Source organism: Ureibacillus sp. FSL W7-1570, from assembly GCF_038593265.1.
GTDB classification, from domain to species: domain Bacteria; phylum Bacillota; class Bacilli; order Bacillales_A; family Planococcaceae; genus Ureibacillus; species Ureibacillus suwonensis.
The window spans coordinates 707,572-722,397 of sequence record NZ_CP151979.1 but is presented as its reverse complement, the minus strand read 5'-3'; the positions used below and the strand labels follow the sequence as shown (position 1 = coordinate 722,397).

At 39.4% G+C, this 14,826-nt stretch carries 15 protein-coding genes and 1 riboswitch; of the genes, 8 read left to right on the top strand and 7 right to left on the bottom strand.

Features of this window, described 5'->3' with window-relative positions; genetic code table 11:
• Positions 1 to 232: 232 nt before the first annotated feature.
• Complete coding sequence (gene msrA, locus NST13_RS03585) at positions 233 to 751, bottom strand: peptide-methionine (S)-S-oxide reductase MsrA (protein ID WP_342581439.1); 519 nt, start codon at positions 749 to 751, stop codon at positions 233 to 235.
• Positions 752 to 943: 192 nt separating this feature from the next.
• Here msrA and NST13_RS03580 point away from each other — a divergent pair, with 192 nt between their 5' ends.
• Positions 944 to 1,894, top strand: a complete 951-nt coding sequence (locus NST13_RS03580; RefSeq protein WP_342581438.1) for an LCP family protein — start codon at positions 944 to 946, stop codon at positions 1,892 to 1,894.
• A gap of 65 nt (positions 1,895 to 1,959) precedes the next feature.
• Positions 1,960 to 3,180 (top strand): AI-2E family transporter, encoded by a 1,221-nt coding sequence (locus NST13_RS03575; protein WP_342581437.1) that lies wholly within the window; start codon positions 1,960 to 1,962, stop codon positions 3,178 to 3,180.
• 139 nt (positions 3,181 to 3,319) lie between these two features.
• Here NST13_RS03575 and NST13_RS03570 read toward each other — a convergent pair whose 3' ends face one another.
• Positions 3,320 to 4,459 carry an aminotransferase class I/II-fold pyridoxal phosphate-dependent enzyme gene (locus NST13_RS03570; protein ID WP_342581813.1) on the bottom strand — a complete coding sequence of 380 codons (1,140 nt, stop codon included), beginning with the start codon at positions 4,457 to 4,459 and terminating at the stop codon, positions 3,320 to 3,322.
• Positions 4,460 to 4,629: 170 nt separating this feature from the next.
• Between NST13_RS03570 and NST13_RS03565 the strand changes: the two genes are divergently transcribed.
• Positions 4,630 to 5,433 (top strand): hypothetical protein, encoded by an 804-nt coding sequence (locus NST13_RS03565; RefSeq protein ID WP_342581436.1) that lies wholly within the window; start codon positions 4,630 to 4,632, stop codon positions 5,431 to 5,433.
• 35 nt (positions 5,434 to 5,468) lie between these two features.
• Here NST13_RS03565 and NST13_RS03560 read toward each other — a convergent pair whose 3' ends face one another.
• From NST13_RS03560 to thiT, 4 genes are all read right to left on the bottom strand, one after another.
• Complete coding sequence (locus NST13_RS03560; RefSeq protein ID WP_342581435.1) at positions 5,469 to 6,263, bottom strand: enoyl-CoA hydratase-related protein; 795 nt, start codon at positions 6,261 to 6,263, stop codon at positions 5,469 to 5,471.
• Between the two features lie 188 nt (positions 6,264 to 6,451).
• Positions 6,452 to 7,495, bottom strand: coding sequence for a PTS sugar transporter subunit IIC (locus NST13_RS03555; RefSeq protein ID WP_342581434.1), 1,044 nt, complete (start codon positions 7,493 to 7,495; stop codon positions 6,452 to 6,454).
• Between the two features lie 363 nt (positions 7,496 to 7,858).
• Positions 7,859 to 8,983 carry an IS4 family transposase gene (locus tag NST13_RS03550; protein WP_096550083.1) on the bottom strand — a complete coding sequence of 375 codons (1,125 nt, stop codon included), beginning with the start codon at positions 8,981 to 8,983 and terminating at the stop codon, positions 7,859 to 7,861.
• A 251-nt stretch (positions 8,984 to 9,234) separates the two neighbouring features.
• Positions 9,235 to 9,837 carry an energy-coupled thiamine transporter ThiT gene (gene thiT, locus NST13_RS03545; protein ID WP_342581433.1) on the bottom strand — a complete coding sequence of 201 codons (603 nt, stop codon included), beginning with the start codon at positions 9,835 to 9,837 and terminating at the stop codon, positions 9,235 to 9,237.
• Between the two features lie 80 nt (positions 9,838 to 9,917).
• Positions 9,918 to 10,024, bottom strand: a riboswitch (TPP riboswitch).
• 298 nt (positions 10,025 to 10,322) lie between these two features.
• Here thiT and NST13_RS03540 point away from each other — a divergent pair.
• Both NST13_RS03540 and NST13_RS03535 read left to right on the top strand, forming a co-directional pair.
• Entirely contained in the window at positions 10,323 to 10,748 is a 426-nt protein-coding gene (locus tag NST13_RS03540; RefSeq protein WP_342469376.1) for a GatB/YqeY domain-containing protein, read from the top strand.
• Between the two features lie 129 nt (positions 10,749 to 10,877).
• Positions 10,878 to 11,039, top strand: a complete 162-nt coding sequence (locus tag NST13_RS03535) for a transcriptional regulator (RefSeq protein WP_342469377.1) — start codon at positions 10,878 to 10,880, stop codon at positions 11,037 to 11,039.
• A 177-nt stretch (positions 11,040 to 11,216) separates the two neighbouring features.
• On the opposite strand, the gene NST13_RS03530 is transcribed toward NST13_RS03535, so the two are convergent.
• A complete protein-coding gene (locus tag NST13_RS03530) occupies positions 11,217 to 12,608 on the bottom strand; it encodes a nucleoside-diphosphate sugar epimerase (RefSeq protein WP_342581432.1) in 1,392 nt (463 codons plus the stop codon).
• A gap of 564 nt (positions 12,609 to 13,172) precedes the next feature.
• Here NST13_RS03530 and NST13_RS03525 point away from each other — a divergent pair.
• From NST13_RS03525 to NST13_RS03515, 3 genes are all read left to right on the top strand, one after another.
• Complete coding sequence (locus NST13_RS03525) at positions 13,173 to 13,352, top strand: hypothetical protein (RefSeq protein WP_342581431.1); 180 nt, start codon at positions 13,173 to 13,175, stop codon at positions 13,350 to 13,352.
• A gap of 113 nt (positions 13,353 to 13,465) precedes the next feature.
• On the top strand, positions 13,466 to 13,918 hold the full coding sequence (locus tag NST13_RS03520; RefSeq protein ID WP_342469380.1) for an HAD hydrolase family protein: 453 nt from the start codon (positions 13,466 to 13,468) through the stop codon (positions 13,916 to 13,918).
• A 129-nt stretch (positions 13,919 to 14,047) separates the two neighbouring features.
• A complete protein-coding gene (locus NST13_RS03515; RefSeq protein WP_342581430.1) occupies positions 14,048 to 14,821 on the top strand; it encodes an LAGLIDADG family homing endonuclease in 774 nt (257 codons plus the stop codon).
• Positions 14,822 to 14,826: the final 5 nt, after the last annotated feature.

Below are 14,826 nucleotides of genomic sequence, written 5' to 3'. Positions count from 1 at the left end.
AAATATAACAATATTGGATTGTTTTTCAATAAAATATTCTAAAATAGATATATTAATTAAATTGATTTTTTATAATTGTTATCAATTATCACATAATACATCACTTATTTAGAGGCGGATAAGTTACTTCAGGATAATAAAATATATTAGTTTTTAATAAATATATTATGTAAACTAACTGATTGTCCGATTCTATGTATAAAAAAACAGCGGCACTTTTGCCGCCATTAAATTAACCATTCCAATGTTTCCGGATGAAATCGTCCCTTCCGGATTTTCTGCGATCTTCTTCATAGTGTGTGGGATTTTTTTTGTAATAATCTTGATGATAATCTTCCGCTTCATAGAAAGGGGCAGCCGGACGGATTTCGGTGACGATCGGCTTTTTGAAACGGCCGCTTTCTTCCAGCTGTTTTTTCGATTTTTCCGCCAGTATCCGCTGTTCTTCTGTATGATAAAAAATGGCTGTTTTATAGTTTTCGCCACGATCATGGAACTGGCCGCCATCATCTGTTGGATCGATTTGCATCCAATAGATTTCAAGCAGTTTTTCGTATGGGAAAACAGCCGGATCAAATTCGATCTGCACCACTTCCAAATGGCCGGTCGTTCCGGATTTCACCTGTTCATATGTAGGATTTTCAACGTGGCCTCCCATATAACCGGAAGTGACTTTCTCAATTCCGTCCCATTCCACAAAAGGCTTCACCATGCACCAGAAACAGCCGCCGGCAAATGTAGCTTTTTCCATTTTTTCACTTCCTTTTGCTTAAAATCCAATGCATTGCTACAAGATATCATTATAACAACAAAAACTGGAACTTTCATATGCAGGAAAAGCATTTCCTATGGGAGCATAGTATAATGATTGATAGAAGTGAACTTGTCCCAATCTTTCAACGTTCTATTATGATGAAGTCCAAAAGAATAAGGGGAAATAAGCATGGAAGATAATCAAATTCGAAGCCGGAGTGAAAAACGCTATAAGAAAAAACGGTTTAGAATAGGAAGATTCATTGTTTTGATTTTATTGCTGATCATTATTGGGGTCAGCGCCTATTCGATCCATCAATATCGGATCGGATTGGAACTTGCGGGAGATGCAGAAAAGGAAAAAATGGATTTTCTCCCTGATGAACAAACAGGAAACATTGTGAACTATTTAATCATCGGCGTGGACAGCAGGGGAGAGGAAAAATCCCGTTCTGATACGATGATGGTCCTTTCTTGGAATAAAGATACGAATGATATGAAGCTCGTATCCTTTATGAGGGATATTTATACGGAAATCCCCGGCTATGATTCTTGGAAGTTGAATACTGCCTACTATTTGGGCGGCGTTCAATTATTGAAGCAAACATTGAACGAAATGTTCGATATTCCGATCCATCATTATATGGTGATGGACTTCCAAAGCTTTGAATCGCTCATAGACATCATTGCCCCGAATGGTGTCGAAATTGATGTGGAGAAAGACATGTCCGCTTATATCGGGGTGAGCCTGAAAAAAGGCGTGCAACGGTTAAACGGCAAAGAGCTCCTTGGCTATGCCCGATTCCGTCATGATGCCCAAGGGGATTTCGGCCGTGTCGAACGGCAGCAAAAAGTCATTGAAGTGTTGAAAGAGGAAGTTATGAAACCGGCAAATATTAAAAACCTGCCGAAATTTATCGGTGCCGCACAAGGCTACGTTCTTACGGATATGACTTCAGGGGAAGAGTTTAAAACGGTGCTGTCCGTATTGGCAGGCGGAAAACCTTCCATCGAAAAAATGACCATACCGGTGGAAGGAACTTATTGGTTCAACTCTTACCAGCATGCGGGATCAGTCATTGAAATTGATTTGGAAGCGAACAAGAAAGAATTGCACGAATTTTTAGGAATTGGTGGATAGAAAAGTTTTCTTCCAATTATTTTTCGTGATAAAATGATTTTGTCGAAAAATGATGAGGTGATTTTTTGGAAAGAGAGAAAGAATTGGAAAGTGAAGTTAATCGATCAAAGGAATCGAAATTTTTTTCAACAAAGTTTATCCGTTTTCTCGGAGGCAAAAATTTATTATTCACACTGATTGTACTTTTGTTATTGGGGCTCGTTATCTATATTTTTGATAAGATTTCCTTTATTTTCTATCCATTTCAGGTTTTATTCGAAGTTGTCATATTGCCCGGTGTACTTGCGGTCATTTTATATTACTTGTTCAGACCAATATTAAAATTTTTGGAACGATGGATTCCGCGAATTTGGTCCATCTTTTTGATTTTTCTCTTGGCGATTGGAGCCATCACTTTGCTGGTGTTGCTTGTATTTCCGTTTTTGCGCGAGCAATTCACCAATTTGGTTTATGAATTTCCCGTTTACTTCAAAGCGGCTGTCGAAGGGGTTGTCACATTTTTAAATAATTCCGGCGTCAGCGATTTATTTTCAAAATATAACATCAATTACGACCGGGTATTGACGGATGTGACGGACAATTTAATTACAACCGTAAGAGAAACCCTTACGAATCTGGCATCGACTCTCGCCAGCGGGATTACGGGATTCGTTTCCGCGGTGACAGGCTTCATTTTATCGCTGGTGACCGTTCCTTTCATTTTGTTTTACCTGTTATATGAAGGGGAAAAACTTCCAAAATTTATATTGAATATCCTTCCGCCGCGCGCGCGCAATGATGCGGCCAAGGTAATGAAGGCAATGGACCACCAAATCAGCCATTACATATTAGGTCAAATTTTAGTTTCATTTTGCATCGGGATCATGATGACGATCGGCTTTCTCATCATCGGATTGGATTACGCCTTCCTGTTAGGTTTCTTGGCGATGATCACGAGCGTTGTTCCATATTTGGGTCCAGCCATTGCCATCACACCGGCCATCATCATTGCACTGGTGAATTCTCCATTCATGGTGTTGAAACTGATTATCGTTTGGACGATTGTCCAGCTCATTGAAGGAAAACTCATTACGCCTAATATTATGGGCTCATCCTTAAAAATCCATCCCATCACCATCATTTTTGTATTGTTGACGGCGGGTTCTTTGTTCGGCGTTGCCGGTGTGGTTCTGGGGATTCCGGGTTATGCGATCTTAAAAGTGTTGGTGTCTTACTTATTTGAATTGTTCAAAAAGCGTTATAACCGCTATGAAGAAGATGATTCTTACAAATATAAAGTGGATTGAATCGGCTGAAATTTCGGCCGATTTTTTTTCTTTATATCGGCAAATAAAGCAAATCCAATGGCAGATTGACAGGATTCCGGCAAATGAAAAAGCTATCATCCAATTTTGATTGGATGATAGCCGATTCAGAACCGACCCTTTAGATGTTCAACTTTTTCAATCGCCCGATTGCTTCCTCCAACAGTTCCTTTTCTTGGACAAGGGCAATGCGGACAAAGCCTTCCCCTTCAGAACCGAAGGAAGTGCCTGGCACCATCACGACACCCGCCTGTTCAATGGCTTTAAAGGCGAAAGAAACACTGTCGATGTCAAATGGATATTTTGCCCACACAAACATGCCTCCGTCCGATGGGGCATATTCCCAACCGATTTTTTCAAGCCCTTTTGTAAGAACATGATGTCTTTCCGAAAAAGTTTTCCGCAAATGGTCGGTAATGATTTCTGAATGATCCAAGGCAAGGGCTGCGGCGGACTGAATCGGTTCAAAAATGCCGTAGTCCAAATTGGATTTCAGCTGCTTTAAAATTTGGATCATTTCACTGTTTCCGACGATGTAAGCCACCCGGGCGCCAGCCAAACTGAAACTTTTGGATAAAGAATTGATTTCCATTCCAACTTCTTTTGCACCAGGGGCGTTTAAGAAACTGACCGGACCATCGCCGGAAAAGTAAAATTCCGAGTAGGCGGCATCATGCAGGACGATGATATTATGTTTTTTTGCGAATTCAACCACTTCTGTGAAATATTCAATCGATGGCATGGCTGGAACCGGATTGCCGGGAAGATTCAAAATCATCAATTTCGCTTTGGTTGCCACTTCTTCAGGAATGGCCGACAAATCCGGAAGGAAACCTCTCTCCTTATTTAACGGTATGTAATATGCTTCCGCCCCTGCCAAATGGATGCCTGCCATATAAGCGACATAGGCGGGATTGGTCGTAAGGATAATGTCACCGGGATCACAAAAGGCGATTGGCAGATGCACCAATCCTTCCTGGGAACCCATCGTCAGCAGCACTTCCGTATCGGCATCGAGTTCCACTTTGTTTACCCGCTTGTAGTAACGGGCCACCGCTTCATTGAATTCCTTTGTCCCTGTCAATGTATATCCATAGGCATTTGGATGTTTGCTTTTCTCCGCCAAATGATTTCTTATCATTTCATGGGGTGGAAGGTCAGGACTTCCGAGACTTAAATCAATGATTTTCGTACCTTTTGCTTGTTGCTTGTTTGCATATTCTTTCAATTGGCCGAATATTGCTGGCTGGAATAATGACATCTTCTTGGATGGTACAATATTCAAAATAAACACTCCTTAAGATTGACGAATTCAAATCGTAAAAATATTTTAACATATTTTTATTCTTTCAAAGTTGTAAAAATAAAGGATTTTGCTTTCCACCCAGTTTTTGTATATGATACTAGAAAAGAAGTGATGGAGTTGAAAGAATGAAAGTATATTCTTTAAGCGGTCCGAGCGGGTCAGGGAAGAGTACAAGCGCTTTGCAATTTGCCCATGATCATCAAATCGAAGCCATCATCGACGATGGGTTGTTGATCAAAAACGGGCAAAAAATTGCGGGCACGTCGGCGAAATTTGAAAAGAACACGATCCGGGCGGTCCGGAGAGCGATTTTTCAGGATGAAGCCCATCGGAAAGAAGTGATGGAAGCAATCAAAAAGCAGAACATCCAATCCATATTGATCATCGGCACAAGCGATAAAATGACGAAAAAGATTGCGGAACAGCTGGAACTCGGCCCGATCCAACAATTTTATTATATTGACGATATCCGCTCAAAAAATGAAATCAAATTGTCCCAATTTATCCGTTTCACCCAGGGGAAACATTTGATGCCCATCCCATATCGGCAAGTGGAACAAAATTTTTTCAGACGAATCATCCAAAAGGGATTTGATATATTTACGAAAAATCGGGTGAAGTTGGGGGAAACGACCATTGTCCAACCGGATTTCCACCGGCAAACCATCGATATATCGCCGAATGTTTATCTCGATTTGATCAAATATGTCGTTTCGAACCATCCGGCGGTTGCGAAAGTGGATTCCGTCCAATTCACCATGAAGAAGTTCCAGCCGAAGATTTATGTATCCCTTCATATTAAAACCCCGGTTGATTATGATGTGATCGAGAAAATGGAGCAGTTACAAAAACAGATTTCCGTCCAGTTTCAACGCCATTTTGAATTTGAACCGATGCATATTCTCATCTTTTTGAAAGGCATAATGTAAAATGTGGTTGACTTATCGCCAACCACATTTTTTGTTTAGCTTTTTCTTGTAAATTGAGGCAAACGTTTTTCAACAAACGCGCGGACGCCTTCAGGAAAATCGATCGGATCTACAAAAGGCGTCGAACCTTGCCAAAGAACCGGAGCGGAATCGATGCACTCTTTTACCGAATTTTTCACTGCCAGCAGTGAGGCAGGGGACATGCTGGCCACCAATTTTCCCAAGCGGATGGAAAAGCGCGTCAATTCTTTTTCAGGCACCAAATAGTTCAACATGCCCGCCCGATAAGCTTCTTCCGCTTTGAATGTGCGGCCGGTGAAAACAAAGTCTTTCGTTGTGGATGGGCCCACCAAATCCACAAGACGTTTGGCAAATTTATTATTCAACGTAATGCCCAGTTTGCCGACAGGAATGCCCATGCGCGCTTTTTCAGAACCGATGCGTATATCACATGCCAATGCAAGCTCCAGTCCGGCGCCCATGGCAGGTCCGTTGATCACTCCGATGGTCGGGAGCGGTAAATTCTCGATTGTCGAAATCGTATTTTCCATTCTGACAAACGCTTCTTCCGCTTCTTCCAACGACATCCGATTGAATTCCTTTATATCTGAACCGGCTGTAAAATTCTCACCGGAACCACGGAGGATCAATACTTTGTTTTTTGGATTTTCAAGGGATTGTTTTGCGATTTTGGCTAGTTGATCCCACATATTGGCTGTCAACGCGTTTTTCAATTGAGGGCGATGGATTGTGATGATGGCCAAACCGGCTGTTTCTTGATAGACAATTTTTGCTTCTTCTTCTTCAAGTCTCATCGTACGAACTTGCATCCTAAATACCTCCTTCACATTAGTTCCATCTTACTTGAAAGTGAAACATCATCCTAGAGTTATTTCAATATTCATAAAAAATCAAACAATATTCAGAAATTATCTGTTTTATAACAGTTTCATCCCACCAAAATGGCGTATGAACGAAAAAAGGCTAACCTATATTATAATAGGTTAGCCATCCCATGTTAATGTTCGTATGAAACGAGATAATCATCCGATTTGATCCATTTAAATTTTTTCTCAAAGACTTTAATGAAAATGAGATTTAAAATGACAGGCAATGCGATGAACATCACAGTTGCAATGGTAATGCTTTTAAAGTTCCAGCCGACCAGATCCAAATATTTCAATGGTCCCACGAATCCAGCGAGACCAAATCCCGCGCTGTACGGTGTTCCCACAATTTGAAGAACCCCTGATAAAGCACCGAGAATCGCGGCTGTAATGATCATTGGATAGGCAATGCGCGGCTTCATGAAGAAATTGCGCATTTGAATTTTGGCTGATGCAAGATGGGCGATGGCAGTCCCTAAATTATTCGCTTTATAGGCGGCAATGCACATGCCGACACCTGAAGCCGCCACACCGAGGTTTGCCGCTCCCGCTGCGACCCCTGAAATCATAATGGCGGTAGCAACACCGATCGTTGAAATCGGTGAGAGAATCAGAATGGAGAACACCATTGCGATTAACATACCCATGAACACAGGTTGTAAATTTGTTAAGTAGATAATGCCTTCCCCAATGGCCAAACTTGCATCACGAACGTAAGGCAAAATGGCCAAACCGATTAAACCGGGAATGAAAATGGTAAGGGCCGGCATCAATAACAATGTCCAATCCTTCAATTTCACATCTAAGAATTTTACGAATAATGTGGCAATGGCTGCCGTAATCCCGATATTGATGACCGTTCCAATCCCCGCCATCGTAATGACCCCATTTTCATCCATTGTCGTTACACCGCTGCCGATAAAAGCTGCAAGTCCGATGGAACACATTTGAACCGGATTCAGTTTGAATTGGATTCCGATCAGAACCCCCATAATCACCGGCAGTAAGCTCATCACAAGTACAGAGGCGTTCAAAACGGCGGTCAAGAACGTTTCAAGGGGCCCTGCATGTGGAATAATCAATTTTAATATTTCTCCGACAAGAGCATTAGGGATCAAACAAACCACAATCCCTAAACTCATTCCCGTTAATAATTTACTGAAGAAATCTTTCATCGTTGCAAAACCCTTTCTGTTAGAACTGTTTTAATAGTGGAAATATTGTATATTAATATAGTAAATTATATATAAAAATAATATTTTATCAACTATAAATATTTTGATAATTCATATTAAAGATAAATTTTTGAAGGTTAAATATCCTTTGTTTATGGGTTTAATCGAGCAAAATTAGGTTTGGAAAAGAAAAAAGCGGCATCTATTTATTATTTTTTCACTAGCGTCGCATAAATAAGTTTTGAAATTTCAGATTTTATTTTTCTGGAAAATTAGCGAAAAACGAAAACACCTAAATAAAGGTAGTAAACATCCATTTTTTACCTATAGCTTAAGACGAGTGCAACAACGACAAATCAACCTTTAAGGAACGCTCATCCCTTCGATTTTCCGTAACCAAATGTGTGCAGATTTCCATAAAGCTGCTTTCAAATATCGACTTATTTGTAACGTACTTCGGTCACTATTAGTGTTCAACTGAGCTAACACATTTAAACAGTATACAATCATCGCTACGTATACTTGGTTGTGTACGGCTTGTTCACTGTGGCCGTAGAACTTCTTGATATTCAAGTGTTGTTTCATCCATTTGAAAAAGAGTTCAATGGCCCAACGTGACTTATAGATTTCAGCGATTTCATCTGCATCCATATCAAAACGATTCGTCAGTAAATGAAGTTCATTTCCTTTTGTATCCAACAATTTGATGAGACGGAACGCGTTTTCAGAACGATTTTGCGTGGTTCCAATAACCACCATTTCATCGGAGAATACAGGCGAATCTTCAGGTAACGAAAATCGTTCTAACACACGGACGACAGCGTTTTTTCGTAAACGTGAAACAAAGAAATACCCATCATCCGTCATACGGTCAAATCGCTCATAATCTAAGTATCCACGATCGAACACGTACAGGCATTCTTGATCATCAATGAATACCTCTAATTGACCACGATCATGTTCGATTGCGTTTGTCAGTACGGCCTTGTCGGGATAAGAAAGTCTTTTTTCCATGAATACAAGACGCAAGTGAAGCTTCACGCCCGATTTTGTTTTTCGGAACTCTGCCCATTTGTGGTTCGTCAAATTCAGTGGCAACGTACTCGAATCAATGATTTTTAGTGGCGTTGTCAGCTTTCTTCGCTTTTGAAAATGTGTTTTCTCATGAATTTGAGCCACTAAATCAAGAAAAATCGATTGAAAGAAAACCGTTGGAATGGCATTGATTCGTCTTCCTAATTGGGAAAAGCTAATCGATGGAAGACCTGTTGCACGTTGTAATTCTTCAGAAAAAACAGCGTCACTTAAAGCTCGCAAACTCTCGGTTTCATGTAATTGAGCGTACAACAGTAATTTCAGAAATGAAGCCATATAAAGCTTCTTTGTATAGTAATCTAAATGATAGGCTTTCACCATATCGTCAAATAAGTTGAAATTAATTGGTGAAAACCATTGTTCAAATGATGTTTTTCGTGTAAACTTATCCATAATCGTGATTCCTTTATATTGGATTTGGATAGGTTTACTACCACCAAACCATTATAAAGGATTTTTTTATGGAAAAATATAGTTACAGAAAATTCAGATTTATTATGTCTATTGATATTTTTTATGCGACACTAGTGTTATTTTTTATCAAAATATTTTAGTGAAAGAAGTTTTTATAAAAAAATAAAAACTGTCCAAAAAAGCGGTTAACCCGTTTTTCAGACAGCCCGATCGCAAAATGAAACATCCTATTAGGATGTGGTTGTTTTATTCGTTTCAATGTCAAATCCTTTTCGCTGAATCAACCGGGGTGCGGCTGAAAGGAGAAGCACGATCAAAATCGAGCAGAAAATGGCCGCGCCAATCATCGTTGCACCATTTACGACCAACGAATAGATCACCGGGGACATTCCTTCCGGCGCATATTCCGCCCAGAAAACGACACCCGCAAGAAAATGCCAAAAATACCGGGCGATACTTCCCAGGAAGACGGCCAATACAGCCAAAATCAATCCTTTTGCTTTCCTCTTCTCTGCAAAAAAGGCGATTTGTATCTGTTTATACAATAATCCGGCAAAACCGACGAAAGCAAAAGCGACAAAATATTCGATTAAGAATTGCACTATATTTAATATATAGGCATCCCCCGTGACCACTTGCAACAACCCCCAAATAAACCCGGAAATCACGCTGACAGTGAACCCCCAACGGAAAGCTAAAATGAAGATTGGCAACATGGCACAGGAAACCGACATCCAGGGCCCCAATTGGATCGATGGCAGCAAATCCAAAATTAAAGCGAATGCCGCAAAAAACGCCGCTTCAATGAGAGCCTGCAATTTAATTTTTTTCATAAAAAAATTCTCCCCTCCATAAAATGGAAACCTCAAGGGGGAGAATATGTATGGAGAACTCCTCGTCCGCCATTCAACATATATCCAAAATCCCACAATCCCTGCGCAAGCATTATCTTACAGGTTCGAAGGGTCAGAACAACGAAAAGCTGTTCACTCTCAGCATAAAGCTCCCCCTGTGGTTTCAATCATGATTTTAATTTTGTCGCTCTAAGTATAGCTTTAAAGATCGTATTTGTACAGGGGATAGGAAGTTTTATATTTAAAAATGGAAAATTCGCTTTTGGTATCCAAATAAAAACAGATCTGTTTAAACCAGAGGAAATGCTGGCGGCGTTCGACGATTTTCCTGCCGCATTCTACTATCCATCCTTGTTTGTTGCAGTTTTGAATCCTGGATTAAATAGCACTTTTTCATTCATGGCGAAAAGAAAATTTATTATAATAATATTCATAAAATCCCATGAAAGGAGAATAATGATCATATGATGAAACAAGCCGTTTTCGAACAATTGAAACAGGCGATGAAAGAAAAGGATGCTGTTGCAAAAGGAGTTCTTACATTATTAAAATCCGCCTTGGATCAAGCGGAAAAAGAAAAAGGTTCCGAACTTTCCCATGAAGAAGAAATTGCGGTTGTCAATCGTGAAGTGAAACAGACCCATCAAGCCCTTGAAGGAGCAAAGCAAGCAGGCCGTGAAGATTTAATCGAAAAGGAAAACCGCAAACTGGAAATTTTGCAAAGTTTCTTGCCAAAACAATTATCTGAAGAGGAAATTGCCAATGTTTTAACAGAAGCAGGCATTTCAAAAGGAATGAATATGGGGGAGGCGATGAAAATCGCAAAACCGCTCCTTGCAGGAAAAGCCGATGGAGCAACGATCGCGAAAGTGGTAAAAAGCCTCATTTAAGATCAAAAAGACTTGTTTAAAAATTTAGACAAGTCTTTCAACTTTTTGTTGACAGCAAAATAAAACTGTACTATATTAGAATCATAAAACAACAACTGTTATAGTACAAATCAAAAAGGAGTGTTTTTTATGACTACTTATCAAGAAGGCTATGAATATTACGTTTCCAAATGCGAACAATTCGGTCTGGAACCAATCAATTTTTCAATTTTCGTTGAGCATCTATCCCAAGAACAATTGGATCAATTCAACGAACATGCACGAAAAACGAAAGAACAAGCAAATGCATAAGAAAATCGCGAATATATTCTGTAACCATTACAGATCGCAGAAAAGAGAGGTCATACACTTGTCTACATTAAACATACGAGCCAGTTAACAACCTTGCTTGTCGAGTTGCCGCAAGCAAGGTTGTTTTATTGGTAAAAAAAAAACACCATTTTCATTGAAAATGGCGTCCAAAAACTGCTATTCATCCAGCAAATCAAGAATTTGTTTGTATTCGGGTGCGCCGATGCTGTTATAATATTGGAACAGCAATTCGGAATTCACTTTGATTTTGTCTTTATGATTCAAATACATTTGCACCGTCAAAAAGCGGATAATTAACGGTACAGGTTTGTCGTGGTTGAACTGATTCATATGCTTTTCAATGAATTCTTCGGATAAAACGCAACTCAAATTATTGCCAAGACACTCAAAATCGACGAATTCGATATGCTCTGTCAAGAACTCATCCGTCAGGTGTTTATTATATAAACAGGCCGCTTTCCAATCGATGCGATCTTTGTAGCGGTTTAGCCAATGGGGCTCCAAAATGGCACTGATCAATGAGATTTGCTGCTTGCTGTATTTGTCAAATTGTTCATCCATTTCTTCGTTTGTCGGTTTTTTATAGCCCATATCATCATATAATTGGGAAGCGAGGGAAGGGATGCCTTTCACCAAATGTTCACTTCCAAGCCACTTATATGGGCCGCGGTCGAATTCAAAGAATTGAAATTCGACTTTTTCCTCATCTTCTTCAAATAAATCATCATCCAACAAATCAATGGTTGCATATTCGCTGAAATACGTATCATCCTCAATAAACGTATCAATTTCATCACCAAAATGCGGATTGATTTCCATACCATTTCGAATCAATTCTTCGACCAAATATTTTTTAAAGGATGAAGAAAGCCTTGCAAGCACCGGGTAATTATATTGCAATGCAGAAACATCCACCATATCCAAATGATCAATCAAATATTTTTCCGAAATTTGATCGCAAGCATAGCATACATATGCAAAATCCACATATTTTAAATAAGGCTCGAAATCAGTCGGATGGAGCTTTATTAAACGATATCGCCAATAACAATAATCGATAATGAATTCCTTTGATAAATGCGGATTTTCCCTACGGATTTCTTCCGCGCTCTGTTCATCAATGATCGGACCATAATGGACAGGAATCGATTTGACATCAAAATCTTCAGGAATGTTCAATCTTGCAAGCGTCTTTTTCGGATCGAATCGCTTTCTTCTGCTCGGATGGGTTTTAAAGGTATATGTGCCGATGGATCCCCGTTCGTCCAATAAGATATAAGATAATTCTTGTTTTTGGTCCCTCGTCAATTTCGTGCCTTTCGGGAATTTCACAGCAGCAAAATACGTGATATCATCCAGGTTGTAAAAAAATTTATATTCACCTTCCCGTGTAAATTCGGAACGGGAATTGTTTTTCTTCCAATATATCAACGCGCCTAAAATGGGCGGATAGTTCGAAAAATAGACATTGGCGATAGAGAAAATATTATGGGACAAAGATTCATCATATACCGCTTTAATAAATTCGATTTTCTTAATTTTTAGCATGTTCGACCTCCATATACAGCTATTATATACTTTTTGGAGAAATAACGGGGTATAAATCGATGAAATCATTCAAGAAAAATGAACAAAAAGTCTTGTTTTATGTATACACGGTCCATCTTGTAAATTTTATGAAAGTTATATCATAATCATGATTCAATTGCAGTGAATATATTGAAATTTAACAAAATCTCCAATTTATGAAACCTGTAACCTATTTTTTTATTCTGAAACAGCTTTTCCTTTCCTTTTGTTCTCCGTCATACATATCCATTCATTTCCTTCGTATAATCCATTTCCCGCATCTTCCGGGCGCAAAACGCGCGTTCACCAATGAGCTGATGTTGAAGCGTTTCTTATGTTCGTTTATAATGCGCGATTATTTTCCGGTCTTGTTCAGCCGGTTCAATTTGATAGGAATGGGCATTTGTTGAAAGAGATGTTCATTAGATTTTCTTCTATAAATAAAATATAAATTTTTGTTTTGAACCTGGTACATATGACTCAGTTCGCATAAAAAAATCTGCATTTATTATAGTAACTTCAAAAATGGAGGTGAATGATGGCATGGAAAAACACTTGGAGTTTGATTTCGGCGAAAAAATTTATGTAACAGGCAACGGCTTCAACAATACGCAAGGAATTTTCATCGCATTCCAAGATAATTTCCTTGTTTGGGTTTCTTATGTGAACGGCGAGACTAGATTATTATCAACAGATACTACAGGCCTAACAATCGCTCGCTGATAATGGCATTTATATAAAGGAAGTCGGGATATCAGGGCCAGAACACCCTTCTTGGCCATGCGCCAGTTGGAAAACTGGCGCATATATTTTTTGGTACATAGATGGCAAAACGTTTGGCGAAATATCCCATAAAAACAGTTTCATGGTATATTAGGCAATGGAAAATTAAAGGAAAAGGTGATACGGATGAAGTTTGTTTTTACTTGAATGGAACCATAGTCTTTATAGGACAACCGATATCGGAAAAGATTTTAGATTCGTTGCAGAAGGTCAGGGAAGACGGCCATGAAATTGTCTTTGCTTCTGCAAGACCGATACGGGATATGCTGCCTGTTATCGATCATACATTTCATCAGTTGCCGATGATCGGGGGAAATGGTTCTCTGATTGGGAAGGAGGGGAAAGTGGTAAAAAGCCATCCTTTTCCGGAGCATGTGCTGAAAGAAATGAAACGGTTGATTGTTCGATACGAAGCCACGTATTTAATCGATGGGGAATGGAATTATGCTTATACAGGACCTCTCTTGGAGCTTTCAAATAAATATCGGTCTGTATCCGTGGGTTAAAATCTTTTTCAAGGAGAAAACAGGATGAAGAAGTCACCTAAATAATTGAAAATAAGAACATTTGTTCTTATAATGTTAAATGAGCATATATTCTATCTTGTAAACAGTTTTTCTTGGAGGGGGGATTGTGTGCCAAGAAAACGCGGAATTTCGGATGAAATGATCATTGAAATGTATACCAGCGGCAAGCCGGTGAAGGAAATTTGCGAAATGACCGGACTTACGGATCGCGGTATCCGTTATGTATTAGAGAAAAATCAAGTAAAGAGAAGGAACGTGGGACAGCCGAGAAAACATAAGGTGAATGAGGATTTTTTCAAAGTTTGGACGGATGAAATGGCCTGGGTTTTAGGTTTGTTTGTGACAGATGGAACGGTCAATAACCGGTTAAACACGATTTATTTTTCTCAAAAAGAGGAGCGGATTTTGAAACTGATCGCCAACTATATGGAAGCGGATTATGTAATAGTTCCGCCGGGAAAAACAAGGACCGTGCCCGTTCTTGTCATCCATTCCTGTGAAATCAAAAGGGATCTTGAACGGTTGGGAATTACGGCGAACAAATCATTGTCCCTGAAATTCCCGCCAGTGCCCGATCAATATTTGCCTTCCTTTATCAGAGGCGTGATTGACGGGGATGGTTGGATTCAAGATAAAGGGTATGTTATGAACATCACTACTGCAAGTGCAGAATTTGCAAATGGCTTGTATAATGTTATTGTAGCATGGGAATTGAGATCTGAAATATCAATTGAAAAAACTAGGTCCGGCAGAGATATTTATCGTGTCTGGGTCAAAGGAAAAGACAGTCTTTCTAAACTGGCAAAAATCATTTATTCAAATTGCAGTGAAAATTTTATTCCGTATAAAAAAGAACGATTAATTCAATGGTTTAAAAAATAGGAGGT

Bases quoted from the DNA above. Each gene is read 5' to 3' on its own strand.
- NST13_RS03525 (WP_342581431.1), top strand. From the start codon at position 13,173: ATGGAAAAACACTTGGAGTTTGATTTCGGCGAAAAAATTTATGTAACA.
- NST13_RS03550 (WP_096550083.1), bottom strand. From the start codon at position 8,983: ATGGATAAGTTTACACGAAAAACATCATTTGAACAATGGTTTTCACCA.
- NST13_RS03540 (WP_342469376.1), top strand. From the start codon at position 10,323: ATGATGAAACAAGCCGTTTTCGAACAATTGAAACAGGCGATGAAAGAA.
- NST13_RS03555 (WP_342581434.1), bottom strand. From the start codon at position 7,495: ATGAAAGATTTCTTCAGTAAATTATTAACGGGAATGAGTTTAGGGATT.
- NST13_RS03535 (WP_342469377.1), top strand. From the start codon at position 10,878: ATGACTACTTATCAAGAAGGCTATGAATATTACGTTTCCAAATGCGAA.
- msrA (WP_342581439.1), bottom strand. From the start codon at position 751: ATGGAAAAAGCTACATTTGCCGGCGGCTGTTTCTGGTGCATGGTGAAG.
- NST13_RS03560 (WP_342581435.1), bottom strand. From the start codon at position 6,263: ATGCAAGTTCGTACGATGAGACTTGAAGAAGAAGAAGCAAAAATTGTC.
- NST13_RS03565 (WP_342581436.1), top strand. From the start codon at position 4,630: ATGAAAGTATATTCTTTAAGCGGTCCGAGCGGGTCAGGGAAGAGTACA.
- thiT (WP_342581433.1), bottom strand. From the start codon at position 9,837: ATGAAAAAAATTAAATTGCAGGCTCTCATTGAAGCGGCGTTTTTTGCG.
- NST13_RS03580 (WP_342581438.1), top strand. From the start codon at position 944: ATGGAAGATAATCAAATTCGAAGCCGGAGTGAAAAACGCTATAAGAAA.
- NST13_RS03570 (WP_342581813.1), bottom strand. From the start codon at position 4,459: ATGTCATTATTCCAGCCAGCAATATTCGGCCAATTGAAAGAATATGCA.
- NST13_RS03530 (WP_342581432.1), bottom strand. From the start codon at position 12,608: ATGCTAAAAATTAAGAAAATCGAATTTATTAAAGCGGTATATGATGAA.